The 25,982-nt window shown below is 58.8% G+C and carries 22 protein-coding genes and 1 pseudogene; 17 read left to right on the plus strand and 6 right to left on the minus strand.

The features are described from left to right. The 4 genes from QP908_RS04890 to QP908_RS04905 are packed head-to-tail and all read left to right on the plus strand — an operon-like array spanning position 1 to position 1,975. Positions 1-210 carry an acyl-CoA carboxylase subunit epsilon gene (locus QP908_RS04890; protein ID WP_239269350.1) on the plus strand — a complete coding sequence of 70 codons (210 nt, stop codon included), beginning with the start codon at positions 1-3 and terminating at the stop codon, positions 208-210. After that, a complete protein-coding gene (locus QP908_RS04895; RefSeq protein ID WP_239269349.1) occupies positions 210-797 on the plus strand; it encodes a Maf family protein in 588 nt (195 codons plus the stop codon). Before QP908_RS04890 ends, QP908_RS04895 begins: the two co-directional genes overlap by 1 nt. A gap of 30 nt (positions 798-827) precedes the next feature. Next, entirely contained in the window at positions 828-1,244 is a 417-nt protein-coding gene (locus tag QP908_RS04900; protein WP_239269348.1) for a DUF3151 domain-containing protein, read from the plus strand. A gap of 2 nt (positions 1,245-1,246) precedes the next feature. After that, positions 1,247-1,975: an LppP/LprE family lipoprotein gene (locus QP908_RS04905; RefSeq protein ID WP_239269347.1), complete on the plus strand. Its 729-nt coding sequence runs from the start codon at positions 1,247-1,249 to the stop codon at positions 1,973-1,975. Positions 1,976-2,096: 121 nt separating this feature from the next. Here QP908_RS04905 and QP908_RS04910 read toward each other — a convergent pair whose 3' ends face one another. Further along, the gene (locus QP908_RS04910) at positions 2,097-3,008 is read right to left on the minus strand and encodes a DUF4282 domain-containing protein (protein WP_239269346.1); all 912 of its coding nucleotides are present in this window, start codon (positions 3,006-3,008) and stop codon (positions 2,097-2,099) included. A gap of 275 nt (positions 3,009-3,283) precedes the next feature. On the opposite strand from QP908_RS04910, the gene QP908_RS04915 reads away from it, so the two are divergent. The 6 genes from QP908_RS04915 to QP908_RS04940 all read left to right on the plus strand — a co-directional run bounded on the left by QP908_RS04915 (position 3,284) and on the right by QP908_RS04940 (position 9,778). Continuing rightward, positions 3,284-4,147 carry a sulfurtransferase gene (locus QP908_RS04915; protein WP_239269345.1) on the plus strand — a complete coding sequence of 288 codons (864 nt, stop codon included), beginning with the start codon at positions 3,284-3,286 and terminating at the stop codon, positions 4,145-4,147. 150 nt (positions 4,148-4,297) lie between these two features. Next, a complete protein-coding gene (locus tag QP908_RS04920; RefSeq protein ID WP_239275602.1) occupies positions 4,298-6,058 on the plus strand; it encodes an acetyl-CoA carboxylase biotin carboxylase subunit in 1,761 nt (586 codons plus the stop codon). Positions 6,059-6,080: 22 nt separating this feature from the next. Continuing rightward, a complete protein-coding gene (locus QP908_RS04925) occupies positions 6,081-6,539 on the plus strand; it encodes a hypothetical protein (RefSeq protein ID WP_239275604.1) in 459 nt (152 codons plus the stop codon). A gap of 158 nt (positions 6,540-6,697) precedes the next feature. Next, positions 6,698-8,203, plus strand: coding sequence for an ATP-binding cassette domain-containing protein (locus QP908_RS04930; RefSeq protein ID WP_284771787.1), 1,506 nt, complete (start codon positions 6,698-6,700; stop codon positions 8,201-8,203). Between the two features lie 85 nt (positions 8,204-8,288). Further along, complete coding sequence (locus QP908_RS04935; RefSeq protein ID WP_239270053.1) at positions 8,289-8,657, plus strand: GntR family transcriptional regulator; 369 nt, start codon at positions 8,289-8,291, stop codon at positions 8,655-8,657. Further along, positions 8,654-9,778, plus strand: a complete 1,125-nt coding sequence (locus QP908_RS04940; RefSeq protein ID WP_239270052.1) for a DUF1648 domain-containing protein — start codon at positions 8,654-8,656, stop codon at positions 9,776-9,778. Before QP908_RS04935 ends, QP908_RS04940 begins: the two co-directional genes overlap by 4 nt. Here QP908_RS04940 and QP908_RS04945 read toward each other — a convergent pair. Then, a complete protein-coding gene (locus QP908_RS04945; protein ID WP_284771788.1) occupies positions 9,775-11,061 on the minus strand; it encodes a thymidine phosphorylase in 1,287 nt (428 codons plus the stop codon). The genes QP908_RS04940 and QP908_RS04945 overlap by 4 nt on opposite strands. 202 nt (positions 11,062-11,263) lie before the next feature. On the opposite strand from QP908_RS04945, the gene QP908_RS04950 reads away from it, so the two are divergent. From QP908_RS04950 to QP908_RS11885, 6 genes and pseudogenes are all read left to right on the plus strand, one after another. Beyond that, positions 11,264-11,704 carry a cytidine deaminase gene (locus tag QP908_RS04950; RefSeq protein WP_239270050.1) on the plus strand — a complete coding sequence of 147 codons (441 nt, stop codon included), beginning with the start codon at positions 11,264-11,266 and terminating at the stop codon, positions 11,702-11,704. A gap of 33 nt (positions 11,705-11,737) precedes the next feature. After that, positions 11,738-12,958, plus strand: a complete 1,221-nt coding sequence (locus QP908_RS04955; RefSeq protein ID WP_239275610.1) for a NupC/NupG family nucleoside CNT transporter — start codon at positions 11,738-11,740, stop codon at positions 12,956-12,958. Positions 12,959-13,553: 595 nt separating this feature from the next. Continuing rightward, positions 13,554-14,135: an ABC transporter ATP-binding protein gene (locus QP908_RS04960; protein ID WP_005281569.1), complete on the plus strand. Its 582-nt coding sequence runs from the start codon at positions 13,554-13,556 to the stop codon at positions 14,133-14,135. A 259-nt stretch (positions 14,136-14,394) separates the two neighbouring features. Next, positions 14,395-15,153: an ABC transporter permease gene (locus tag QP908_RS04965; RefSeq protein WP_239275612.1), complete on the plus strand. Its 759-nt coding sequence runs from the start codon at positions 14,395-14,397 to the stop codon at positions 15,151-15,153. Positions 15,154-15,293: 140 nt separating this feature from the next. Next, complete coding sequence (locus tag QP908_RS04970; RefSeq protein ID WP_005281564.1) at positions 15,294-15,572, plus strand: GntR family transcriptional regulator; 279 nt, start codon at positions 15,294-15,296, stop codon at positions 15,570-15,572. Positions 15,573-16,092: 520 nt separating this feature from the next. Continuing rightward, positions 16,093-16,713: pseudogene (locus tag QP908_RS11885) on the plus strand (DUF1648 domain-containing protein); the annotation flags it as partial. A gap of 253 nt (positions 16,714-16,966) precedes the next feature. On the opposite strand, the gene QP908_RS04980 reads toward QP908_RS11885, so the two are convergent. The 4 genes from QP908_RS04980 to prpD all read right to left on the minus strand — a co-directional run bounded on the left by QP908_RS04980 (position 16,967) and on the right by prpD (position 24,499). Next, the gene (locus QP908_RS04980) at positions 16,967-20,398 is read right to left on the minus strand and encodes a pyruvate carboxylase (RefSeq protein ID WP_284771789.1); all 3,432 of its coding nucleotides are present in this window, start codon (positions 20,396-20,398) and stop codon (positions 16,967-16,969) included. Positions 20,399-20,881: 483 nt separating this feature from the next. Continuing rightward, positions 20,882-22,042 carry a bifunctional 2-methylcitrate synthase/citrate synthase gene (locus tag QP908_RS04985; RefSeq protein ID WP_239270045.1) on the minus strand — a complete coding sequence of 387 codons (1,161 nt, stop codon included), beginning with the start codon at positions 22,040-22,042 and terminating at the stop codon, positions 20,882-20,884. Between the two features lie 13 nt (positions 22,043-22,055). Next, positions 22,056-22,988 carry a methylisocitrate lyase gene (gene prpB, locus QP908_RS04990; RefSeq protein ID WP_239270044.1) on the minus strand — a complete coding sequence of 311 codons (933 nt, stop codon included), beginning with the start codon at positions 22,986-22,988 and terminating at the stop codon, positions 22,056-22,058. After that, complete coding sequence (gene prpD, locus QP908_RS04995; RefSeq protein WP_284771790.1) at positions 22,988-24,499, minus strand: 2-methylcitrate dehydratase PrpD; 1,512 nt, start codon at positions 24,497-24,499, stop codon at positions 22,988-22,990. Before prpD ends, prpB begins: the two co-directional genes overlap by 1 nt. A gap of 165 nt (positions 24,500-24,664) precedes the next feature. Between prpD and QP908_RS05000 the strand changes: the two genes are divergently transcribed. Then, a complete protein-coding gene (locus QP908_RS05000) occupies positions 24,665-25,978 on the plus strand; it encodes a short-chain fatty acyl-CoA regulator family protein (protein ID WP_239270042.1) in 1,314 nt (437 codons plus the stop codon). Positions 25,979-25,982: the final 4 nt, after the last annotated feature.

Consider the following 25,982-nt stretch of genomic DNA (forward strand, 5'->3'; position numbering starts at 1 on the left):
ATGTCTGAACCCGAAATCAAAGTCCTGAAGGGAAACCCCACGGAAGAAGAGGCCGCCGCGCTCTCGACGGTGCTCAAGCAGATGCAAAAGGACCACTCCGGTGCCTTTGGGGATCGCAACCACTGGGGCAGGCCCGGTGAGCGCTTCGACCACTACGGCGCGCAGCGCGTCTTTAATCCATCTGCCTTCCACACCGTGCGGTATTACTAATGCGCCTCATTTTGGCCTCGCAGTCCCCCTCGCGCGCCGCCATCCTGCGCGCGGCCGGCGTGGAACCGGTGCTCGAGCCCGCCGATATTGACGAGCGCGCCCTGGAAACCCAGTTGGCGGGGCACTCGCCTGCCGATACCGTGGCAAAGCTTGCCACCGCCAAAGCCGAAAAGGTCGCTTGCCGGTACCCCGACGAGCCGGTTATTGGCGGCGATTCCATGCTGCTATTGGATGGCCAGTTGCAGGGCAAACCGCACACCGTCGATGCCACAATCGAGCGTTGGCACCAACAGGCTGGGCGCACCGCGCAGCTACTTACCGGCCATTGCCTGATTTTTGGCACGCAACGCCACGTGGAAACCTCTACCACGACCATCCGGTTCGCAGAGGCTTCTGCCACCGATATCGAGGCCTACGCTCGCAGCGGCGAGCCCTTGGAGTGCGCGGGCGCGTTTACCTTGGAGGCCATGGGCGGCTGGTTTATCGATAGCATCGACGGCGATCCCTCTTCTGTCATCGGGCTGTCCCTGCCGGTGGTGCGCCGCGCGCTTTACTCTTTTGGGCTCAGCGTTTCTGATTTCTGGTAGGCCCGCACGAGCATCGCTAGAGTGTGTCTTATGGAAATGAAAGACATGCTTGCCCCAGAACCGATTAAATTGCCCGCTGATCCCGGCGCTCAGGACGCGGCCGCGCCTGCGGCCGGCATCGTAGACCACCCGGATTCCCCGTTGCTGTGGGCCATGCTCGCGGAGCAGGAGCTCGACAAGCTAGAGGGCGCGGATCCCAACGAGTACATCACCGCTTATGCCTACGCCCGCACCGGCTACCACCGCAGCTTAGACCGCCTGCGCGGCAATGGCTGGAAGGGATGGGGCCCGGTCCCCTTCTCCCACGAGCCCAACCAGGGTGTCCTGCGCGCCATTGCAGCCCTTGGACGTGCCGCCAAGGCCATCGGCGAGGACGATGAATACGACCGCATTCGCCAGATGCTTTCCGATGCCGACCCCGATAGCGTCTCTCAGCTCCTCGATTAAGTATGTTTGCTAGAAATATATCCCGCTGCTTAAGTTCCAAGGCCGCAATAACGCTCCTCGCTGCGGCCCTGCTGCTTAGCTTGGCGGCGTGTGGCTCGGGCGATCAGGAATCTAATTCAGCTTCGTCCCAATCCGAATTTTCTACCCACAGCCCAGAAACCTCGGGGCAGACCCACACGGTAACCGAAACGCCCACTGAAGAAGCCCCGGAACAACCCAACGATAATAAGGGCAAGGATTCTTCCACCGATTCCGAATGCGCGGATCTACCAAACGATCCCCGGGAAGCCTATGCATCTGGCACCGCGCCCGGGCGCATGCCCTCTGATAGAGGTGATGACTTCAACTTTTGGATCGCGGATATCGACAACTCCTACGATCCCTGTGCGCCCATCAGTTGGATTACTTTCAACGGTGAGGTGGGGGACAAAAATGGCCCCAACAATAACGCAGCATCGGTCGGCCATGCACTGGCCCTATACGTCCATGGAGAGCCCGTGAATGAAGTCACCATGTTTGACTCGGTTGATAAGGTCAGCCGCGTCTCAGACGATGCAGTCGACTTCACGTGGGGAGAGCGCTCAATTACTACGTCCGCGGGGATCACCGCGCATCACACAGTGCGCCTCCAGGTTGATGGTGACTCGGTGGAACCAGTCTCTGGCGATATTGACCTTTTCAATAAGGCTTTGAATGAGCACATGACGTTCATGCTCGGTTCTTATGGCTAGGCCATAGGAGTTGCCGTCTTCCATTCGTCTTCGCGCACCACATAAAAATGACCCCGCGGATTGCCGCGGGGTCATTATCTATAGGAGTTTCAGGCACAATTCATAGTGCCCAGTCTTTATCCTAAGACTCCTTGTCCAATAGGTCTCCGGTGTTTTGCGCTGTGCGCACGTTTGCCACTAACGCTTCCAAGGCGAGCCTTGTGATCACCATCCCAGCATAAAAAACCACAGTAGCTAGCAGGACGAGGACGATGAATCCGATAAAGCTGAGGAGAACGTATCCAAACTCGCCCTCCGAAATTCCATCTATACCGACGATGGTCCCTAGAATAAATGCCACTAGAACGTGGAGAGCCCACCAAACTCCGCCCAGCACCATAGCGTCGACATAGATCGCCTTCACATGGGTCAGAGTCATGAAATCTTTAAATTCAAATTCCCAAAGCCCACCTAAGAGGCCTTTTTTATTCCCCAGGCCCTTCATAGCTGCACCGAATCCACGTTTGTTCTGTCCAGCTACTCGCCCATAGCTTTGAGGGGCCTCAGTGCCCTGAGGGGGTTGACCAAAATTTGGGTGAGAACCTGCCTCCGGGTTGTACCCGCCTGCAGCCGATGCCTCCTGTGATTGTTGTCCCGTGCCCCACCCGGCGTCTGGCCCAGCATCATTAGCAGGCCGGCGGTTGTTTTCTGCCGAGTTTGCGGACGAGGGCTCCGAATCAGTAGCAGATTTATGGTCCTGCGATGCGGATTCTGCATCTGCTGCGGACGATTGGGAATCCTGGGGGCTGGACTTATCCGAACCAGCATCTACAGGCTGATCGCCGCCTGGAGTTGAAGCTGCATTCTCAGCAGACGTACTAGGTTCTTTGGCCTCCTGCGCACGAGGCTCCTGTCCACCATTTTTCTGCGCCTGATCGTTCTGTGGTTTAGGAACGGCGGACTCAGGAGTTTCAGTGTTCTGACGGGGTTGTTCCGAAAAATCACGGGGTGTAAAGCTTTGAGGGGCGTCAGAGTTGCGGTCGTTTTCAGCCATTATCTGGTCCTTTTAGTTGTAGTCAGGGTAGGTAGGAAAGTGTCCCACGCCACTAATTCGCGGGGCCACTAAGCAGGTTACAGCGTCAACCCAAAATTTATCCATCTCTGACGCAGCTCACCCCTTCGCAACGTCGCGGCCCCTACCGAGTCAATTCATTCCACGCACGTTATGTATGGAAAACCACTTTCACTATTCCAATGTGATAAATCGAGAAAATTCGAGTTAAAGTAGTGGGAGCGAAAAAATAGGTTTATTAGAAAGGTAGGCGGGCAGTGGCAGACGTAGACCCCTATCCCCCATTCCAGCAATATGCGCACCCAGAGCGGCTTGTTTCCGCTCCGTGGCTGTCCGCGCGCCTAGGCATTAAAGGGTTACGCGTTATCGAGGTCGATGAAGACTCTCTTTTGTACGATATCGGGCACATTCCCACGGCGACGCGGATCAACTTCCGCACCGAGCTAATAAGCTCGCTCACGCGCGACTTTATCAACGGTGAGGAATTTACCCGCTTGATGCGGGAAAAGGGCATCCACGAAGACGATACCGTTGTCCTGTACGGCGATAAGTCCAATTGGTGGGCGGCCTACGCACTATGGGTATTTACCCTCTTTGGCCACAAAGACGTCCGCCTCCTCGATGGCGGACGCGATGCGTGGATGTCAGAAGAGCGCGATACCTCCTTCATGGTCCCAGAATTCCCCGAATCCAACTATCCAGAGGTAACCCGGGACGACTCCCTCCTGCGCGCCTTTGTCGCCGACGTACACGAGGCAACCGGCTCCCTGGTTGATACCCGGCCGCCGGAAGAATTCGCAGGTGAAGCGACAGAGTTCGACCCCAATGGAAACTCGCCTTATGGCACCACCATGTGCCACGGGCACATTCCGGGTGCGATCAACTTGGAATGGGATCGCGCAACCTACCCCAACTCCTGTTTCCGCAACGTTGATGACCTGAAGGTCAACTACGGCATGCTGGAACCTGATACCCACACCATTTTGTATTCCCACCTAGGAGCGCAGGCCGCGTTCACGTGGTTCGTGCTCACTTACCTTTTGGGCTTTAAAAAGGCGCAGGTCTACGATGGGTCATGGTCTGAGTGGGGCAACATGGTCAATATGCCGATTGAAAAGTAGATTTTCGTCCGGCCAATAATTACCCACATCACAGCGATGTGGGTTTATTTTTGTTTAAACGTAACAATCATTGCCAAACGGACGACTTTATATTTTGGTGTGCAACAATAGATCCCGTAGTAAACGAAGTGTATTCAGGAGGTTACTGCCGTGGCAGTAGAAACCAAGAAGATCTCCAAGGTTCTCGTAGCGAACCGAGGTGAGATCGCCGTACGCGTTATTCGTGCTGCTCGCGATGCCGGGATCTCCTCCGTCGCCGTTTATGCCGAGCCGGACGCGCAGGCACCCTTCGTCACGCTGGCCGATGAAGCTTTTGCCCTCGGCGGTTCTACCTCTGCTGATTCTTATCTTGTCTTTGACAAGATTCTGGATGCCGCCGCTAAGTCCGGCGCGGATGCCATCCACCCCGGCTATGGTTTCTTGTCCGAAAATGCCGATTTTGCCCAGGCAGTTATCGATGCTGGCCTGACCTGGATTGGCCCGCCTCCCCAATCCATCCGCGCTTTGGGAGATAAGGTCACGGCCCGCCACATCGCCGAGCGCGCCGAAGCTCCCATGGCCCCTGGCACCAAGGATCCGGTGGCCAACGCGGATGAGGTCAAGGCCTTTGCGGATGAGCACGGCTTGCCCGTAGCCATCAAGGCGGCGTTTGGCGGCGGCGGCCGCGGCATGAAGGTCGCGCACACCGCTGAAGAGATTCCGGAGCTATTTGAATCCGCGACCCGCGAGGCCACCACTGCCTTTGGCCGCGGCGAGTGCTTTGTCGAGCGCTACCTCGATAAGGCCCGCCACGTGGAGGCCCAGGTTTTGGCAGATAAGCACGGCAATGTGGTGGTCGTCGGCACGCGCGATTGCTCTCTGCAGCGCCGCTTCCAAAAGCTCGTAGAAGAAGCGCCGGCGCCTTTCCTGAGCGACGAGCAGCGCGCCTCCATCCACGAGTCCGCCAAGCGCATTTGCCGCGAGGCTGACTACTGCGGTGCCGGCACCGTGGAGTATTTGGTCAGCGCCGATGGCCTGATTTCCTTCCTCGAGGTCAATACCCGCCTGCAGGTGGAGCACCCCGTTTCGGAGGAAACCACCGGGCTGGACCTCGTGCGCGAGCAGTTCCGGATTGCCCAAGGCGAAAAGCTTTCGCTCAGTGAGGATCCAGCACCGCGCGGGCATGCCTTTGAGTTCCGCATCAACGGCGAAGACGCCGCGGCCGACTTCATGCCCGCTCCCGGGACCATCGTCAAGTACTCCGAGCCCGCTGGGCCGGGCGTCCGCGTGGACTCGGGCGTCGTCGAGGGCTCCGTCATCGGCGGGCAATTCGATTCCATGCTGGCCAAGCTCATTGTCTGGGGTTCGGACCGCGAAACCGCCCTGCGGCGCTCCGCCCGAGCCCTGGATGAATACCAGGTTGAGGGCCTGCCCACCGTGCTGCCCTTTGACAGAGCCATCGTTGCAGATCCCGCCTTTACCGCGGAAAATGGTTCCTTCGATGTCTACACCAAGTGGATCGAGGAGGCGTGGGATAACCAGCTGACGCCGCACGATGATTCCACCGATGCGGAAGCCGGCGCGCCCGAGGCCTCGCAGGTCCACACCGTGGAAATCGACGGCCGCCGCATCGAGGTAGCATTGCCCGCCACCTTTGGCATTACCGGCGCGCGCAAGCGGAAAAAGCGCAAGGGTGCCGGCACCAAGTCTGCGGTGTCCGGCGATGCCGTGACCGCACCGATGCAGGGCACGGTCATCAAGGTCAACGTGGAAGAGGGCCAAGAGGTAGAAGAGGGCGATATCGTCATGGTCCTTGAGGCCATGAAGATGGAAAACCCCGTCAAGGCCCACAAGTCCGGCACAGTAACCGGGCTGGCGGTCGAGGCCGGCTCGTCCACCACCAAGGGCGCGCAGCTGCTGGAAATTAAGTAGCCGCGCCAGCTAGCCTGGAAGAATGACTGATTCTTCTCTTGGTGTTCGCTTGGCCAAGGAAGAGGACCGCGACTACCTTGCGGGCCTCTTCCCTTCCCATATCGCGGACTGGTCCCCCATCGTTGATGGCGGCGTCATCGCCTTGCCCCTTGCCGCCAACGAGGACCCAACTGTAGAGCCCGTGGGGGCCGCGCTCCTGCGCTACTACCCCGCCGCCGCCAAGGGCCCAGCCTTCCTTGGGGATCCGGGCGCTGACCCGCTTGACGATGCCACCTGGCTCACCCCCTTCGACCCCGAGGACATCCCCGAGCTCATCGTCGCCACGAACGGCACCGGCGACGAAGCAGACCGAGCCCACGACCTGCTCGTTGCTAACGCTATCGATCTCGCGGCCGAGCAAACCGCCCCTGGTATCGCGTCCGCCACGCCACTACCGGGCTTCGAGGAGCTCACCCAGGGTAAGTTCTTCCGCCGCTTCTAATCTGGCGTCTGTCTCTTGCAGGCCTCTGGTTCCAGCAAGAGATGAATTTTAGCTAGAGCCCTTGTGTTTTGCACCACAGCTGCTATTGTTGAGGTCTATGAAGATTTCCGCCTAGTACGACGTCCCTTGCACACTCGTTCTTTAAAGGTGGATTCTTCATGCCGATTTCTTTTTCCCAGCTCAGCCTGTCGTGGCCAGACGGCACGCCCTGCTTTTCCCAACTTTCCGGAACAATCCCTGACTCGGTTACTGGAATGATTGGCGATAATGGATCCGGAAAATCAACCCTTGCTAAGGTCCTGTCCCACCAGATCGCACCATCCTCGGGCACATTCACGGCACCAGAGGTCACGTATCTAGACCAAGATCTTGGCTTGCGTGACTCCTTAACCATCGCCGAAGTATTCGGCGCGGCGGAAAAGATTGCCGCGCTCCACGCACTAGAAGCGGGAAATTACTCCGAGGAACTGCTGAAAACCATTGGTAACGACTGGGATATCGAAGACAGGATTCATGCCTGCCTCCATAACGCAGGCGTTCCCTACCCGCTAGAGCGCACCATCGGTACGCTGTCTGGAGGCGAAGCGGTCACCATCGCATTAAACGCCGCCTTTTTTGATCACCCAGACTTTGTCATCCTCGATGAGCCGACCAATAACTTGGACGCAGCAGGAAAATCCAAGGTCATCAACCTTATTTCCAGCGCTTCTACGCCCATTCTTGTCATCTCCCATGACCTAGACCTGCTCTCCCATGTCGAGCACATTGCAGAACTCTACGCGGGAAGTTTGCGGTTATTTTCCGGAAATTATCACGCCTACCGGGAGGCCATAGAAACCGAACAGCGCGCCGCCGAAGCAGAAACTCGCGAGGCCAAAGCCGAACACCGCAAGCAAGTGCGCGAGCGCGAGGCGATGCAGGTGCGCATTTCCCGGGACAATCGCCGCGGCAAAGCCTTCTCGCACAACCGCCGAAAGCCCGGGATGGCGATGGGAAACGATAAGAACCGCGCCCAAAATACCGCGGCTAAGCGGTCGGCTCAGGCATCGGGTTCGGTGCAGGAAGCATTTGCTGCCTATCAAGCTGCGCAACATAAGATCCGCCCAGACGAGCACGTTCACCTTGACCTCCCAGGCACGCAGTTGCCCAATGGCACCCGCGTGCTCACCAGTAACATCGTGGATATAACCGGCCCTGAGCATGTTCGTCTTATGGGTCCAAACGGCAGCGGGAAAACCACGTTCCTTAATGAGGTTGCGCGGGGCGGCGTTGAGTACAGCGTGGACTGTGGATATTTGCGGCAGAAAATCACCTTGCCGGAAGATCGCACAATCTTAGAGATGGTCACAGAGGCCAACCCCACTGCTCCCCCACAACTCATCCGCGATCAATTGGCGCAGCTGTTATTTCGCGATGACCAGGTGCACCGCCGCACCGGCCTGCTATCCGGTGGCGAACGTTTCCGCGCGGAATTTGCCAGGGTGCTTTTGGCCGATCCCAGCCCGCAATTCTTCTTGCTTGATGAGCCCACCAATAATTTGGACATCACCACCATAAAGTGGCTCGTGCAGATCCTCGAGTCCTACAAAGGTGCATACTTGCTGGTCAGCCACAATGAGGGCTTCTGCAAAGAGCTCAGCCTCACGTCGCAGGTGCATATCTAGGCCCCAGTCTCCGCTTTGTATTACCTCCACTAATACAGACTGTGCTACTATTAGTTGCACAAAACTTATTGGAAGGAGGTAGCTCATGCTTATCACGCTCAACCCTGACGCGGATGCGCCGGTCTTCCAGCAGATCCACGATGAAATCGTGCTGGCCATCGCCCGCGGGCAGCTTTTCGACGGCGACAAGCTCGATCCCGTGCGCCAGGTCGCCGCGGATATTGGCATTAACCCGGCCACCGTAAAACACGCCTACGACTTGCTCGTTGCTGATGGCCTCGTCGAAACCGCGGGTCGCTCCGGATCGATCGTCCGTCCCGGCGCGCACACCGCGGCGCAAGAACAGCAGGTTCGGCAACGCCTGTGCCGCGTGGCGACCCTCGCCCGCGCCCAGGGCTTTTCCACTGAGGAGCTCCACGGCTATCTCGATTCCATACTGAAGGAGCTCGCATGATTCTTACCGTCCTCATGGCCGCGACCACGCTGGTCATAACGTGGATAATGACCACGATCCCAGCACTTGCGGCGCCAGGCGCCCCGCTCGGCGTTCGCGTTCCCCAAAGCCATCTTTCGGATCCCGTTGTGGTCGACGCTATTTCTGGTTTTAAGACTCGGACGTGGGTTGTGGGCATCGCAGCGGCGGTTATCTCGCTGTTCTACGTCAACCACTCGTGGGTGGCGGCTCTGTCTTCCCTGCTGGTCATTATCGGCAGCACGTGGGCTTACCTCTCCCAGCGCCGCTATATCATCGCGGCCAAGAAGGACGGCGGCTGGTTCGACGGGGTAGAAACCGCGGTCAGCGCCCAGGTAGCGGAGCGGGACGCCGACGCCACACAAGATATTGATGTACCAACGCCGTCTTTTCCCTGGCTGACCATGTTGGGTTCCTTGCTGGTCATCATCGCCGGTGCTCTCATCGTCGCCGCCCATTGGTCCGACATCCCCGATCCCGTGCCAGTGCACTGGGATGATTCTTTGGAGCCGGATAGCTGGAGCGACAAGTCCATCGGCAGCGTCTTTTTCATCACGTTTATCGCGCTGGGAATGTGGTTGCTTTTCGCCGGCATCTGCTGGCTTATCCAACGCACCGCGGTTCGCCCGCGCTCGGAGCGCTCCATCAAGGCGCGGCTACGCAATCAGGCAAACCTTACAGCCTCCAACGAAGCGATGGGCGTCCTGCTGCTTCTCATGTCCCTCGGGCTGTCGTTTATACAGATAACCGGCCCGGTACCGAGCTATCAGGACCTGGCTGGCTTCTCCTTTATCACCATGGTGGTGATGACCATTAGCGGCACCATAGCCATCGTGGCAATGATACTTCGCGCCCAATCGCAGCTCGAGGATCAGCTGCGCGGGGTGAAACTTCCGGATGGAGACAAAGAGTCCCCCGATAATGACGAACATTATAAATGGGGGATCCTGTATTACAACCCCGATGACCCAGCGGTGCTGGTGGACAAGCGCCTAGGCGTCGGAGTGTCCTTCAACTACGCCACATGGCAGGCGAAGGCCTTCCTCGCCGTCATAGCGGTCATCGTCATCGGGTCGATTGCTCTTCCATTAATCCTGATTTAGCCAATGCGGTCCAGGATGATCTGGCGCTCCTTATCCAGCGGGGCGTCGGTAATCTTAAAGCCCTGCTGCAAGGTCTCAAGGGAGCGCTCGAAGCGCTCTGGGGTTTCCGTGTGCAGGGTGAAAAGCTTCTGGCCCTTGGATACCTTTTCGCCCTTGACCGCGTGCAATTCGATGCCCGCGGTTGCCTGTACCGGGTCTTCCTTCCGCGCACGGCCAGCGCCCAGGCGCCAGGAGCTCACGCCGACGGACAGGGCATCAAGCTCGGTAAGGTAACCATCGGATTCAGCGATGACATCGTGGGTATGTGTAGCCACGGGAAGCTTGGCGTCTGGGTCTCCGCCCTGCGCCTTAATCATTTGCTTCCACTTATCCATGGCGCGGCCATCCTTGAGCGCCTTTTCCACGTCGGCATCGTGCACGCCGGCCGCTTCCAGCATCTCGCACGCAAGGGCCAGGGTCAGCTCGACGACATCGCTTGGCCCGCCGCCTGCCAGGACCTCGACGGATTCCTCGACCTCGAGGGCGTTGCCCACCTTTCGGCCCAACGGGGTGGACATATCCGTCAGCAGTGCCGTGGTAGCCGTGCCGGCGTCATTACCCAAGTCCACCATGGTCTGCGCCAGCTCGCGGGCCAAGGTCTCATCCTTCATAAAGGCGCCGGAGCCCACCTTGATGTCGAGAACCAGCGACGAGGTACCTTCAGCGATTTTCTTCGACATGATGGACGAAGCGATAAGCGGAATCGCCTCAACGGTGGAGGTGATATCGCGCAGGGCATAGATCTTCTTATCCGCGGGCGCCAGTCCAGAGCCTGCCGCGCAGATGATGCAGCCCGGGTCCTCCAGGATTTCCATCAATCGTTCATTGGAAATATCCGCCTGCCAGCCAGGGATGGCCTCCAGCTTGTCCAGGGTGCCACCAGTGTGGCCCAGACCGCGGCCGGAAAGCTGCGGAACCGCGACGCCAAAAGCGGCAACGAGAGACGCGAGAGGCAGCGTAATCTTATCGCCAACACCACCGGTGGAGTGCTTGTCCGCAGTCTTCTTGGACAAGGACTCAAAGCTCATTGTCTCACCGGAGGCGATCATCGCCTTGGTCCACTGCGAGATTTCCTCGCGGTTCATGCCGTTGAGGAAGATCGCCATATTGAGCGCGGCCATCTGCTCATCTCCCACGACCCCGCGCGTATAGGCATCGATGACCCAGTCGATTTCCTCCGGGCTAAACACCCCCTTGTCGCGCTTGGTACGAATAACATCTACCGCATCGAATTTCTCGGCCATGACGACTCCTCCTGTACTGATTTGGAAACCGAAACATACAAGCACATAATGTGATTTACTGCACTATATACAGTGGTTGTGCACTCCACCACGTCCAATTATTATTCCCTATAGAACAGATGTCAACGAGTATTTTTTTTTGTTCTATTGGAGAATTAACGCAGTCGCTCTTCACCCCCGTACAAAGAAAGCCCATACCGCAATGAACACCACCCCGGATTCGCCTCCCACCGATGCCGAATTGCTCAACCTCGCAGAAGAAGCAGCCCACCACGCCTGGGCGCCCTATTCCTCTTTCCCCGTCGGTGCGGCTTTGCTGCTTGCCGATGGCCGCATTGTCACCGGCTCCAACGTCGAAAACGCCTCCAGCCCGTTAGGCATTTGCGCCGAACGCAACGCCGCCGCACACATGGTCACCACCGCAGACGTGACGGCCACCGATGGCCACTTGCCCAGCATTCCGCAGATTAAAGCGGTTGCTATCGTCGGTTTGAAGTCCGCACCTTGCTACCCTTGCGGTGCCTGCCGCCAGGTCCTGCGGGAGTTTAACTGCGAGCGCGTCATCGTCTCCGTCGATGGAAAGCCCCGGAGCCATGACTTTGCTGAGATCCTCCCCCTCTCCTTTGGCCCAGAGTCACTCTAATTAAAAAGTCCCTTCAAAGAACGGTCAGAAAATATGGAACGCTTACAAGGATTGCTCGGCATCATCGCCATTCTTGCAGTAATTTACGTCCTGTCGAGCTCGCGTAAAAATATCAAGTGGCGCACCATTGGCGTGGGCCTTGTCCTGCAGGTGGTCTTCTGTTTCTTGGTCCTCGCGTGGGAACCTGGATTCAAAGCCCTCAAGGGCATCGCCAATGGGCTAACTAAGCTCACGGAATTTACCAACGAAGGCACCCAATTCGTCTTCGGCGGCCTCTTCGGTGATGACTTCGTTTTCGCCCTCAATGTGCTGCCCGTGATCATTTTCTTGGGCGCCATCATCGCCGCCCTGTACTACCTCCGGGTTATCCAGTACTTCGTGGAATACGTCGGATCCGCCATCAAGTGGCTCATGGGCACCTCCAAGGTGGAATCGGTCTGGGCCACCACCGTGATCTTCCTCGGCCAATCCGAGGCACCGCTGGTAATTAAGCCCTACCTGCCCAAGCTCACCCGATCCGAGCTTTATACCTGCATGGTCGGCGGCTTTGCCTCCGTGGCCGGTTCCACGTTGATCGGCTACTCGCTCTTGGGTGCGCCCCTGGAGTACTTGCTCGCCGCATCGCTCATGAATGCGCCGGGCTCCCTGCTCGTCGCCAAGGGCCTCATGCCAGAGACCGAAGAGACGAACCTCGACGCTACCGTTAAAGACGTTCGCGATACCGAATCCAAAAACATCATCGATGCCATCAGTAGCGGTGCCATGGCCGGCGGTAAGATCGCCATCTCGGTTGCCTGCTTGCTCATCGCCTTCATCGCCTCGATCGTGATGCTCTCTGCCATCCTCGGCGGCATTGGTTCCCTCTTCGGCCAGGATAACTGGTCGCTCGAAGGCCTCTTCGGCATCATCTTCGCCCCAGTGGCCTGGCTTATCGGTACGCCTTGGAACGAGGCCCTCGAGGTGGGTAACTTCATCGGCCAAAAGACCATCCTTAACGAGTTCGTTGGCTACACCGCCTTTGGTGAAAGCGTCGATGAGCTCAGCGATAAGGCCATCTTGATCTCCTCCTTCGCCCTCGCTGGCTTCGCCAACCTGTCGTCCATCGGCATCCAGATTGGCTCCATCGGTGGCCTCATCCCTGAGCGCCGCGGTGAAGTAGCAAAACTTGGCCCGCGCGCACTCTTCGGTGGCTTCCTTACCAATATGCTCAATGCCGCCATCGTCGGCGTCATCGTTGCACCAATGGTTCTCTAACCCGCCCGGCCAGATTCGATAACTAATCACGCCAAAATTTCCCAAAAGCAACCGCGTTTCCACAAAAATCAGGGCCGAAAATGGCCAAACGCGGTTGCTTTTAGACGTTTCCGCGAACTAGGTATGCAGCGACACAATTAATTGGTTGCGTCCTCTAGCTTTATACACCTTGAACCGTACGGAGTTTGTGTCAGCTCACGGCGCAGACGAGCATTCTCAGCGCGAAGATCGGGCTAGCTTAGCCCATCGGAGGATCCTCGGCGTTCGCGCTCATTTTGCCCCACCGGCCTAAAAGAACCTCGGCAGTGGGAGTGTCTAATGGTTTGTGTGTGGCAATCTATCCCGAATCAAATACTGGGCTCGACGAGAAAGAGAAACCTGTGATCCGATTCGCCATGAGAGATTACGGCACCCTAAAACCTCTAGACAGGCTCTTGTGACTTACATGCCAGGCACAAGGAGCCAAGCCCATCAATAGAACAGGAACGCACAATCATACCCAAGGTTTTAATCCAAGATTACTTCCTGAAACAATTGAATCGCATCAAAGCTACCGCCCCCTAGGGCCAGCCACCTGTCTGCTAACCTGGCAACGATGTTGACAATAGATGCAGACTACGGACATTCCGCCGCCTTGGGGCACCTCAATCGCAGCTTTAATGCCGGTCGCGTATACGGCCTAAAAGGCCCGAATGGTGCGGGTAAATCTACGCTGCTGCAGACGTTGAGCGGCGAGATTGCCCCACTAAATGGCACCGTTTTCATCGACGGTGCCGCGCCCGGTAGCGCTGCGGCGGCCGGTTCCGTCATCTCCGTCGGGGACCCAGTCTTCCTCCCCGATCTCACCGTGGGTGAGCACTTTAGCTTGCTATCCCGCCGCTCCGGCGTAAACTTTGCCGAGGTCCATGAGCTCTGGGCCATCGACGACGCCATCCGGAACTCCGCTGTCAGCAGCCTTTCTTCTGGCCAGCGCCAGCGGGTCTACCTCGCAGCCCAGCTTTATCAGCCGGCCAAAGCCTTGCTTATCGACGAACCCGAGCGCCACCTCGACCACACCTGGACCGCCTTCTTGGCCGAGGAGCTACGCCACCTGGCAGCCAATGGCCGCTGTGTGGTGCTCGCTTCCCATTCTCCGGCCATCTTCGCTGCCTGCGACGAAGTAGTGAAGATTTCATGAAACTTCTTCCACAGCTTCCTCAGCCATCTATTACGCCTTCATCGCGGCACTTATCGCGAGCGTCAGCGTCTACGCCTGACACAATGCTGCAGCGCTTCTGCCCTCGCTAGCACAGCGCACGGCCGCTGCTCTGCCCGCAACCGCGACCATTGGTGCCGGGCTCGGCTCGCTCGCCCTCATCATCCTCCTCGAGGCGCTCTATCCGCTGCGCAGCCTTTCGCTCGGGCGTTGGGTCTATGCGGATAGGCCGCGGGGGCGCATGGGAGGCGTCGATAAGCTGTCTATTGCCCAGCTCGCCGGCGTGAGCCTCCTAGGTCTTGCCCTGTGTGCATCGCTGCATCTTCCACTCTATGCGGCGATAACCCTCCCCCTGCTGCGGTTTGCCATCGGCTGGCGATCCTTCGAACTCGCCTCGCTCCTCCGCGCGGGCCGTACCCGTGCCATCGGCTCGTCCTCCTTTGGGCTACTGGATTCTGAGGTTTCTGCCGATGCTATCGCCTCCCAATCCGCTCGCCTGCGCCCGCGCTCACATGCCACGGCTTCGCTCAGTCTCCTCTTTGCTCGGCGCCTGTTTCGCCGGTGGTACATCCCCCTCGGTGCGGTCGCCGTCATGGGACTGACCCTAGCGCTAGCACCTCAGCTCGGCGGCCTTGCTCTTATTGGATTTGCTGCCGCTTGGACCATTGTCGGCGCCGCTACTGGCCGCGCCGCCTCCTTCGGCCGCATCGTCGATGGTGCGTGGCCCGACTGGGGACTGCCACTGGCTGCCACCGCAGGTGCTGCCGTTGTCGGCACCGCCTTCATCGCCACCGTGTGGAAGCTGTCCCTGTTCACGCTCGCAGCATGTTGTTTGGGGCTTAGTTACACCGCTTTTAAGCGCTCCCGTCCCGCACGCGTTACCACCATGAATATCATCGATACCGGCGGCTTCGGCGCCTCCTTCTCTCCCGAGGTCTTCGGTTACTTCATGCGCGGGAGCTACGGTATTGCTGCCATCGCTGGGGCCCTTTTTCTCTAGTCTCCCTGCCCCGCAACCCAGGTACGTCACTGCATTAAGTCGCAGGTACCTGGGATTCTTTTTGCCCTCTTTTCTGTACCACATAAAATAATACAGCTTGTGTTACAGCAAGTAATACAGAAAAAGATTGGAGGTGACAGATGTTCATTACCCTTCACCCCGAATCTGACGTCCCCGTTTTTCAACAGATTCACGATGAAATCGTTTTGGCTATCGCTCGCGGACAGCTTTCCGATGGCGACAAGCTAGATCCCGTCCGCCGCGTTGCCAAGGATATAGGCATTAACCCTGCCACCGTGAAGAAGGCATACGACCTCTTGGTTTCCGAGGACCTTGTAAAACCGCCGGACGCTCCGGCTCCATCGTCAGGCCTGGTGCTCGCACCACCGCGCAAGAAAAACAACTGGAAGAGCAATTAAGCCGCATAGTCGCACTCGCCCGCGCCCAAGGCTTTAGCCCAGATGAGCTCCACGCTCGACTCAGCTCCACCCTTAATGACCTGGAAGTATCACCATGATTTTCACACTCATAATGGCCGCCACCACCCTGGTTATCACCTGGATCATGGCCACAGCCCCCTCCCTGGCCTCACCTGGCACACCGCTCGGAGTGCGCGTGCCCAAGGCTTATCTTTCTGATCCTGCGGTTACCTCCGCCCTCGCCGGATTCAAGATACGCACGTGGAGCTGCGGCATCGTGGCAACGGCCATGTCCCTCTTTGCCTGGAAACTGCCGTTATTAGCCGCACTACCTTCCCTCGTGGTGGCGCTCGGTGGCATGTGGGCTTATGCGTCCCAACGCCGCCGTATCATCGCGGCTAAAAAGGCGGGCGGCTGGTTCGACGAGGTTGAAACCAGCATCGCTGCCCGTGTTTCCACCACAGCCATTGATGCGCCCGAATTTCGCGGCATCCCTACCCCGACCTTTCCGTGGGTAACCATGCTCTCTTCCCTGCTGTGCATCGCGGCCGGTGCCATCATCGTCGCTTCCCACTGGTCCGCCATTCCGGACCCCGTTCCCGTGCACTGGAATGAATCCATGGAGGCCGACAATTGGAGCGACAAATCAATTGGGAGCGTATTTTTCTCCTCATTCGTCGCTTTAGCATTGCTGGGCCTATTTGCCATTATCTGCTCTTTTATCGCGCATAGTGAGGTGTCCCCACGCTCTGAGCGCAGCATTAAAGCGCGGCTGCGTAACGAAGCAAACCTCGCCCTGACGAACACCGGCATGGGAGTCCTCACCCTGCTCATCAGCGCCGGGATGGCGCTGATGCAGGTAACCGGCCCTATCCCGCATTATCAACGCTTCAACGGCGCCGCGATCACCACAATGCTGATTCTCACCATTGGTGGCAGCATCGGTCTAGTTGTATTTCTTCTCTACAAGCAATCCCGGTTATCCGAACAATTGCGCGGTATTCACTTCGCTGATGAAGACAAAGAATCACCGGACAATGACCACCTCTATAAATGGGGAGTAATATATTACAACCCGGATGATCCGGCGGTACTGGTAGATAAGCGCTTCGGTACGGGAATGTCATTTAATTATGCCCGGTGGCAGGCCAAAGTCTTTTTCGGCCTCGTGGTACTCATCTTGGTCGGCTCGTTAGCATTGCCCGTCATCCTTGGTTAAGGCGAGCCTCCGCCATCCTCGCGAATCAACGATTTCGTCCATCTAGAGCAAGGATTTCGTCGACGGTTGCGGTCATTTGGATGGACGAAATCGTTGATTTTTAGCACAGCTAGACACCAAAGCGCCCCGCTGCCTCGAGATAAATCGAGGGAAGCGGGGCGCTTGAGTGTGCAGACTAGTTGATTACGGCAATGAGGTCGCCGCCTTCCACCTTGGTGGCCTGGCCAATGGCCACGCGTTCGACCACGCCATCCTTGGTGGCGGAAATGGAAGCTTCCATCTTCATGGCCTCGATGACCGCGATTTGGTCGCCGGCCTTGACCTCGTCGCCTGGCTCTGCCGTGGGGTTGACCACACCGGCGAACGGGGCCGCTACGTGGCCGTCATTGGACGGGTCCGCCTTCTCCACCGTGGCCACGGTGGATTCGGCGTTTTCATCGCGCACCTTCATCGGGCGGATTTGGCCGTTGACGTTGAGCACAACATTGCGCATGCCCTTCTCATCCGGCTCACCCACGGCATCGAGGCGCACCACGATCTGCTTAAGGTTGGAGCGATCGGTGGAATCTTCTGGGAAGAAGTGCACTACCTTTTCTTCGCCTTCGGTCAGGCCGTAGAAGAAGGTCGTATCCGTCAGCGCCTCGGTATTGCCATACTTGCGGCGGAACTCGTTGAATTCCTCGAACTGCTTGGGGAAGAGCAGGCGGTTCAGGCTGGCGCGGCGCTCATCCGAGTTATCCGACTCCAGGTGCGGCTGCTCCTCTGCCGGGACATCGTTAATCTGCGCACCGGTTTCGGCGCGGCCATCGAGGACCTTATCGCGCAGCTCCGGCCAGCCACCCGGAGGGGTACCCAGCTGGCCGCGGAGGAATTGATCCACGGAATCCGGGATATCGTACTTCGTCGGGTTCGCCGCAAAGTCTTCCGGAGAAACGCCGGTGCCCACGAGATGGAGCGCCAAATCACCCACCACCTTGGAGGACGGGGTGACCTTGGTGGGGCGGCCTAGCATCTCGTTGACGGCGGCGTAGTTATCCTCGATGACCTCGAAGCGATCCGCCAGGCCCAATGCGACGGCCTGCGCGCGCAGGTTCGACAGCTGACCACCCGGAATCTCGTGCTTGTACACACGGCCGGTCGGGCCAGGAATGCCGTTCTCGAACGGGGCGTATAGCTGACGCACGGCCTCCCAATACGGCTCCAAATCCGAGACCGCTTGCAGGTCGATTCCTGTATCGCGCTTGGAGTTGGAGAATGCAGCGATGAGCGCGGAAAGCGAAGGCTGCGACGTGGTGCCGGCCAGCGGTGCCGAGGCGCCATCGACGATATCGGCGCCGGCGCGCGCCGCCGCGAAGTAGGTAGCGATCTGGCCACCGGCGGTATCGTGCGTGTGGACGTGGACCGGCAGGTCGAATTCCTTGCGCAGCGCGGTCACCAGCGTGTGTGCGGCCTCTGGGCGCAGCAGGCCGGCCATGTCCTTAACGGCCAGGATGTGCGCGCCGGATTCTACAATCTGCTCGGCGAGCTTCAAGTAGTAATCCAAGGTGTAGAGGTCTTCCTTCGGCGAAGAAAGGTCACCGGAATACGCCATGGCTACCTCGGCCACGGTGGTATTCGTCTCGAGCACGGCATCGATGGCAGGGCGCATCTGGGAGACATCGTTAAGCGCATCGAAAATGCGGAAGACATCCACACCGGACTTGGCCGCTTCCTGCACGAAGGCGCGGCAGACCGAATCCGGGTACGGGGTATAACCCACGGTATTGCGCCCGCGCAGGAGCATCTGGATGTTCTGATTCGGCATGGCCTCGCGCAGTAGGTCCAAGCGCACCCAGGGATCCTCGTGGAGGAAGCGCATGGCCACGTCATAGGTAGCACCGCCCCACGCCTCCACAGAGAAGAGGTCCGGGGTCAAGCGCGCCACGGCCTCTGCCGCTGAGACCAAGGCGGTGCTGCGCACGCGGGTAGCAAGCAGGGACTGGTGGGCATCGCGGAACGTCGTGTCCGTAACCATCAATGGTTCTTGGGCACGAATCTTTTCCGCGTACTTCTGTGGCCCTAGCTCCAGGAGATCATCGCGGGAACCGCGCGGGAGCGGCTCTTCCGTGTTGAACTCCGGCAGCTTATCAAACGGGCGCAGCGCGGTGGGCCTATCACCATTGGGCTTATTCACGGTGACATCCGCGATGTAGTCCAGGATACGACCGGACTCATCTACCGCCGGTGGCGCCTTGAGCAGATCCGGGTGCTCGGTAATGAATCCAGTATCGACGCGGGTATTGACGAAGTCAGATTCATTGAGCAACGCGCGCAGGAAGCCGATATTGGTGGCCACGCCGGAGACGTGGAACTCGTTCAGCGCGCGGCGAGCACGGTGCACAGCCTGCTCGAAGGTGGTGCCGCGGCAGGTCATCTTCACCAACAGGGAGTCGAAGTTGGGCGATACCTCAGCACCCACGGAGGTAGCGCCGTCCAAGCGTACACCAGCGCCGCCCGGCGAGCGATATGCGGTCAACGTACCCGTATCTGGGCGGAAGCCGTTATTCGGGTCTTCGGTAGTAATGCGGCACTGCAGGGCGGAGCCGGTAATGGTGATATTTTCTTGCGACAGGTTGATGTCTTCCAAGGAAGCACCGGCGGCGATATTCATCTGCGCCTTGACGATGTCCACACCGGTAACCTCCTCGGTCACGGTGTGCTCCACCTGCACGCGTGGGTTCATCTCAATAAAGACGTGGTTGCCGCGCTCGTCCACGAGGAATTCCACCGTGCCGGCGCCCTCATAGTTAATGTGCTCGCAGAAGTTCACGGCATCCTGGCAGATGCGATCGCGCAGCTCCGGATCCAGCGACGGCGCGGGAGCGATCTCTACGACCTTCTGGTGGCGGCGCTGCACGGAGCAATCGCGTTCAAAGAGGTGAATGACATTGCCCTGGGCATCCGCGAGCACCTGCACCTCAATGTGTTGCGGATTAATCACCGCGGTCTCGAGGTACACGCTGCCATCACCAAAGGCCGCCTCGGCCTCGCGCGAGGCTTCTGCTGCCCGTTCGCGCAGCTCAGATTCCGATTCCACGTAGCGCATACCGCGCCCTCCACCGCCAGAGACGGCCTTGACAAAGACTGGGAAGCTGAAGTCACCGGCGTCTGCCACCAGCTTATCGATGTCCGTAGTCGGCTCCGAGTCCTGCAGCGTCGGCAGCCCTGCTTCCTTCGCGGCGTTAACCGCAGCGGATTTATCACCGGTGAGATCCAGCGTGCTCGGGGTGGGGCCAATGAACTTAATGCCATTATCCTCGCAGGCACGGGCCAAATCGGCGCGCTCGGACAAGAAGCCGTAACCCGGATAGATTGCGTCCGCCTCAGACTTCTTGGCAGCGCGGATGATTTCCTCGATATCGAGGTATGCCTTGACGGGCTGTCCCTCGTCACCAATGCGCACTGCCTCATCCGCAAAGGCGCGGTGGAAGGAGTTGCGATCTTCACGAGGATAGACGGCGACGGTCTTCGCCCCCGTTTCAAAGGCAGCGCGGAAGGCACGCACGGCGATTTCACCGCGGTTGGCTACCAAAATCTTGTCGAACGATGGAAGGGCGGAATTGGCCACTTGGGTGTTCCTTTCAACTTGGAAGACACTGCGTTGCAATGTCCCCACTGGGGTGATCCGTCTCTCAGTTTAGAGATAAAAATAGTTTTTATCATCCCTTTTTTGAACGGAATTTTCTACACTCACCTGCAACTTAAACCCCGCGAAAGCAATTTCTGCCAGTCAACCAGTAATAACAGGCCTAACAATTTTGCAAAGTCTGCAAATTTCATCTGGCAAATTTTTCGCAGCCGGTACCGCAGCCGCAGCTGGATCCGCAGCCGCAGTCGGGGCCGGAGCTGCAGCCGCTACATGCGCATCCTCCTATGCAATACCTGAGGCGAAAATGCAACATCTGAGGGCGCGGGTCGCTCAGTTATACCGTAGAAGGATGCACATATAGCGTAGGAGGATGCGCAAATGCTCCCCACGCAGGCATGGGGAGCATGGACGGCTCACTACCCGGTTACACGGACCGCCCGAACCGCGCGGGAAGCCGAGTGTTTAGAAGGACTTCGGTGGAACGGAGCGCTGGTCTTCGCCGACGTATGCGGACAGCGGGCGAATCAGCGAGTTGTTCTCATTTTGTTCCACGATGTGCGCGGTCCAGCCGGTAATGCGGGCCATGACGAAGATCGGGGTGAAGAACTGAATGTCGAACCCGAGGATGTGGTAGGCAGGGCCGGCCGGGAAGTCCAGGTTTGGCTTGATCTTGATCGAGGTGTTTTCCTCCATGGTCTTGGCCATGATGTCGTACATCTCGATCCACTTGGTCTGGTCGTGCTGCTCCGCCAACTCCTTGAAGGCGGCTTCCATGGTGGGAACGCGGGAGTCGCCGTTCTTGTACACGCGGTGACCAAAGCCCATGACCAGTTCCTTATTAGCCAGCTTGTTCTTGGTCCACTCCTCTGCCTTGGCAGGATCGTCTACCTCGAGGAAGTTCTTCATGACGGCCTCGTTGGCACCGCCGTGCAGTGGTCCCTTGAGAGCGCCAATGGCGGCGACGATGGCGGAGTAGGTATCAGACATCGTGGAGGTAACCACGCGTGCCGAGAAGGTTGAGGCATTGAAGGAGTGCTCGGCATAAAGGATGAGGGACTTATCAAAGGCCTCGATATCGGCGCGGTTTACCGCTGGGGAGCCTTCTTCATCGCCGAAGACCATCCACAGGAAGTTTTCGGCAAAGCCCTTCTTGCGGGACGGCTCGATGTAGCCCTCACCGCGGCGGCGACGGATATCGAGCGCGATGATGGTGGGGATCTTCGCCATGAGCTCGAGCGCGGTACGGCGCACGTGCTCGGAGTCCTTGGTGTATTCCTCCGCATCCTGGGCACCGATGAAGGAAATCGCCGTGCGCAGAACGTCCATTGGGTGGCAGCTTTGCGGCATGGACATGATCAGGTCAATGAGGTGGCGGTCCAGGTGACGCAATGCCTTCTCACGCGCGGAGAAGCGGATGAGGGATTCTTGCCCCGGCAGCTTGCCATTCCACAAGAGGTACGCAACCTCTTCGAAGGAGCAGTAGCGGGCCAGTTCTTGGACCGGGTAGCCGCGGTAGGTCAAGGAGTTGGTCTCAGGAACGACCTTGGAAATGGCGGTTTCATCAACAACGACGCCATAAAGCCCCTTGCGGATTTCTGGGGTTTCGTTTTTCTTATCGGACATGGCCACTGGCTCCTTAGCCTTCAAAAGTGGGTTGATAGTTGTCTTTGGAATAGGTGAATACGGACTGGTCGAACTCGTTGTATTCCTGGTAGCGGACCAGTTCGTACAGGCGGGAGCGGTGCTGCATGCGCTCTAACCACTCAGTCTGGATACCGGTTTCCTGCAAGTCGCGCAGGAATTCTTCGGTAGCGCCCATGGCCACGCGGAAGCTGGAGACCGGCCAGATCACGGCGTTGTATCCCAGTCCGTCGAGGGTCTTTGCTGATTGCAGCTCGGTTTTGCCGAACTCCGTCATATTCGCCAACAGCGGCGTATCCACGGCGGCGCGGAACTTTTCAAAGTCCGCAGGGGAATACAGCGCCTCGGTGAAAATCAGATCCGCACCGGCTTCGGCATAGGCCTTAGCGCGATCGATGGCGTCATCGATGCCATTGACACCGGCGGCATCAGTGCGCGCGCAGATGATGAAATTAGGATCGCGGCGCTCATTGACGGCCGCGCTGATGCGGCGGACCATGACTTCCTTGTCCACCACTTCCTTGCCATCGAGGTGCCCGCAACGCTTCGGGTTAACCTGGTCCTCCAGGTGGCAGCCGGCCAGGCCGGCATCCTCGAGGGCGGCGACGGTGCGGGCGGCGGACATGGGTTCGCCGAAGCCGGTATCGGCATCGACAAGCACGGGCAAGTCGGTAGCGCGCGCGATCTGCCCGGCGCGCTGGGCCACCTCGGTCAAGGTGGTAAGCCCGATATCGGGCAGGCCTAAATCGTTAGCCAGCACCGCGCCGGATACGTAGACGCCGTCGAAACCGCCAATGTCCTGGATAAGACGGGCGGTCAGCGGATTAAACGCGCCCGGCAGCGTGGTAATCGATCCGGATTCGATGGATTTGCGGAAGTTCGCACGCTTTTCAGCGTTGGTGATTGTAGAACCAAATAGTCCAGCCATTAGAAGATTCCCTCCGGTTTCTCGGGCGCGGTGGCGAGATGCTCATCGCTGACCCGCACGTTGAGTTCGGTTAGATCGGTGAGGTTTTCTAGGTCTTGCACGGCGGTGAGGAAGCGCTCTTGCTCGGCCTCGTCGACGACGCCATCGGCAAGCTTTTTGAACTTGGCAATGTACTGCTCGCGGGCGAAGGGGCGGGCGCCCAGCGGGTGGGCGTCTGCCACGGCGCGCTCGTCCTCGATGACGGTGCCGTCCTTGAAGGTGATAACTGCCTTGCCACCGAAGGCCTTTTCCTCCAGGTCGTTGGAGTGATAGCGGCGCGTCCACTCGGGATCCTCGACGGTGGAGATCTTCTGCCACAGCTCGATGGTCTCCGGGCGGTTGGAGCGCTCAGGGGAATAGGAGGTTTCGTGGTCCCACACGCCATCTTCTAGCGCGACCGCGAAGATGTACATCACAGAGTGGTCCAGGGTTTCGCGAGAGGCGGAAGGATCCATCTTTTGCGGGTCGTTCGCGCCGGAGCCGATGACGTAGTGGGTGTGGTGGGAGGTGTGCAGCACGATGGACTCGATATCCGCCGTCTTGAGGCCCTTGTCCTCTAGCGTCTTTTTCAGCGCAAAGGCCATATCGATGGGCGCCTGCGCCTGGTATTCCGCGGAGTGTTCCTTAGTGTAGGTATCCAGGATGGCGGTCTTGGCCTCCCCGTTTTCCGGCAGGGGCACGGTGTAGGTGCGCTCTGGCGAATGCAGCATCCAGGCGATGAACCCGTCCTCGCCCTCCCAGATCGGCGCCGGGGCACCCTCGCCGCGCATGGTGCGGTCGACGGCCTCGATGGCCATCTTGCCGGCGAAGGCTGGCGCGTAGGCCTTCCACGAAGAAATCAGGCCCTTGCGGGACTGGCGGGTTGCCGTGGTGGTGTGCAGCGCCTGGCCGACGGCCTGGTAAATCGTGTCCCTATCCAGGCCCAACATGGTGCCAAGCCCCGCGGCTACCGATGGCCCCAAGTGCGCCACGTGGTCGATCTTGTGCTCGTGCAGGCACATGCCTTTGACCAGGTTGACCTGGATTTCATAGCCGGTTGCAATGCCGCGGATAAGGTCGCGACCGCTCAGACCCTTGTGCTGCGCTGCAGCAAGGAGCGGTGGAATATTATCGCCGGGGTGTGAATACTCGGCAGCGAGGAAGGTATCGTGGTAGTCCAACTCGCGGACCGCAGTGCCATTGGCCAGTGCTGCCCACTCCGCGGAATACGTGCCATCGATGCCGAAGATGGTGGATCCGCCCTTGTCCACGGGATGGGCTTCTGCCATCACCCGCGCGGAGGTGACGGGGCCACGGGCAACGGAGGCCATAGCTACGGAGGCGTTATCGATGATGCGGTTGATGATCATCTCGGTGGTTTCTTCCGGGACCTCTACGGGGTCCGCGGCCACCTCGGCCACCTTGTACGCCAAGTGCTCCTCGTAGGGGAAGTCCTCGGCGGATTTATGAGTGCGTACCTCATGGTTTTTCACTGGTTGCGTCCTCCTTCATCAAGAATGCGTTGCACATCACAGTAAATGCTTGCATGTGGTGCACGCTATAGGTAATGTTTGTGGAAATTAGCGGACTTCTTTTGTGAAATCTGCAAAACTTGTGATTTTCACAGCGCATGGGCCTTAAAGGAAGGAGGGGGACGCATGACCAAGCACTACGCGGGGGCACGGATTCACGCTTTGCGCAAGCAGCGCGGGCTCACCCAGGTGGCGATGGCGAAGAAACTCGGGCTATCCACGAGCTACCTCAACCAATTGGAAAACGACCAGCGCCCACTCACCGTGACCGTGTTAATGCAGCTAGCCCAGCGCTTCACCGTGGATCCCAGCTACTTCGCCGAAGACCGCGATATCCATACGATTACCGAACTCCGCCACATCTTCCCCGATGCCTCTGAAGAAACACTCTCGGATCTCGCCTCCCGCTTTCCCGAGTTGATGCCGCGGTTTGTCGACGTTGCCTCCCGCGCGCCCGCCGCGGACCCCTCCCCCTTTGAAGTGGTGCGTGATTTCTTTTATGACGCACATAATTACATCCACGAGCTCGATGTGCTCGCAGAGGAACTAGCCGGGCAATTGGGCGATCGCGTTCTGCGCCGCGGCCGGCTCGCCTCCCGGATGCATGAGGATCTGGGGGTTACGGTGCGCTTTTCCAGGCCCGGCCCTCGGCGGAGCTTCGACCCAGACACGCGCGAGCTCTCGCTGCGCGATGGGTTATCTGAGGCACAATTGGTCTTTGAGATGGCCCTGCAATACTGCCTGCTGGCCTACGGCGATATCTGCGACAACCTCGTATCTGAACTGCCCGAAGGTGAATCCCAAGACTTAGCCACCCTGGGCCTTGCGCAGTACTTCGCGGCGGCGGTGACCATGCCCTACCAGCGCTTTCTCAGCATGGCAGAAGATACCCGCTACGATATCGACCTGCTATGCAACTACTTTGGAACCGGGTTTGAAACAACGGCGCAGCGCCTCGCCACGCTCCAGCGCCCAGGGCTAAAGGGCGTGCCGTTTTCCTTCATCCGCACCGACCGCGCGGGCAATATTTCCAAGCGGCAGTCCTCCACTGCCTTTCACTTCGCGCGCTCTGGTGGATCCTGCCCCCTGTGGGTAGTCCACCGCGCCTTTGAAACCCCGAACCGCATTACCCGGCAGGTCGCCGCCATGCCAGACGGCCATGCTTACCTGTGGATCGGGCGTTTCGTGCAGGGAACGGCCAAGTCGTGGGGTACGCCGCGCAAGGAATTCGCTGTAGGCCTAGGCTGCGATATCACCCAGGCGGATCGCATCGTATATGCCGATGCCCTGAACCTAGACATCTCCGCCGCCACCCCGATTGGCCCAGGCTGTACGGCCTGCCCCCGCGAATTCTGTCCGCAGCGCGCCCTGCCGGAGGCAGATAGGCCGATCAAAATCGAGCTCAACCGCACTGCAGAGCAGGCCTACTCCACGTTCTAGGAAC

This window comes from Corynebacterium sp. MSK204, assembly GCF_030229885.1.
Taxonomy (GTDB): Bacteria; Actinomycetota; Actinomycetes; order Mycobacteriales; family Mycobacteriaceae; genus Corynebacterium.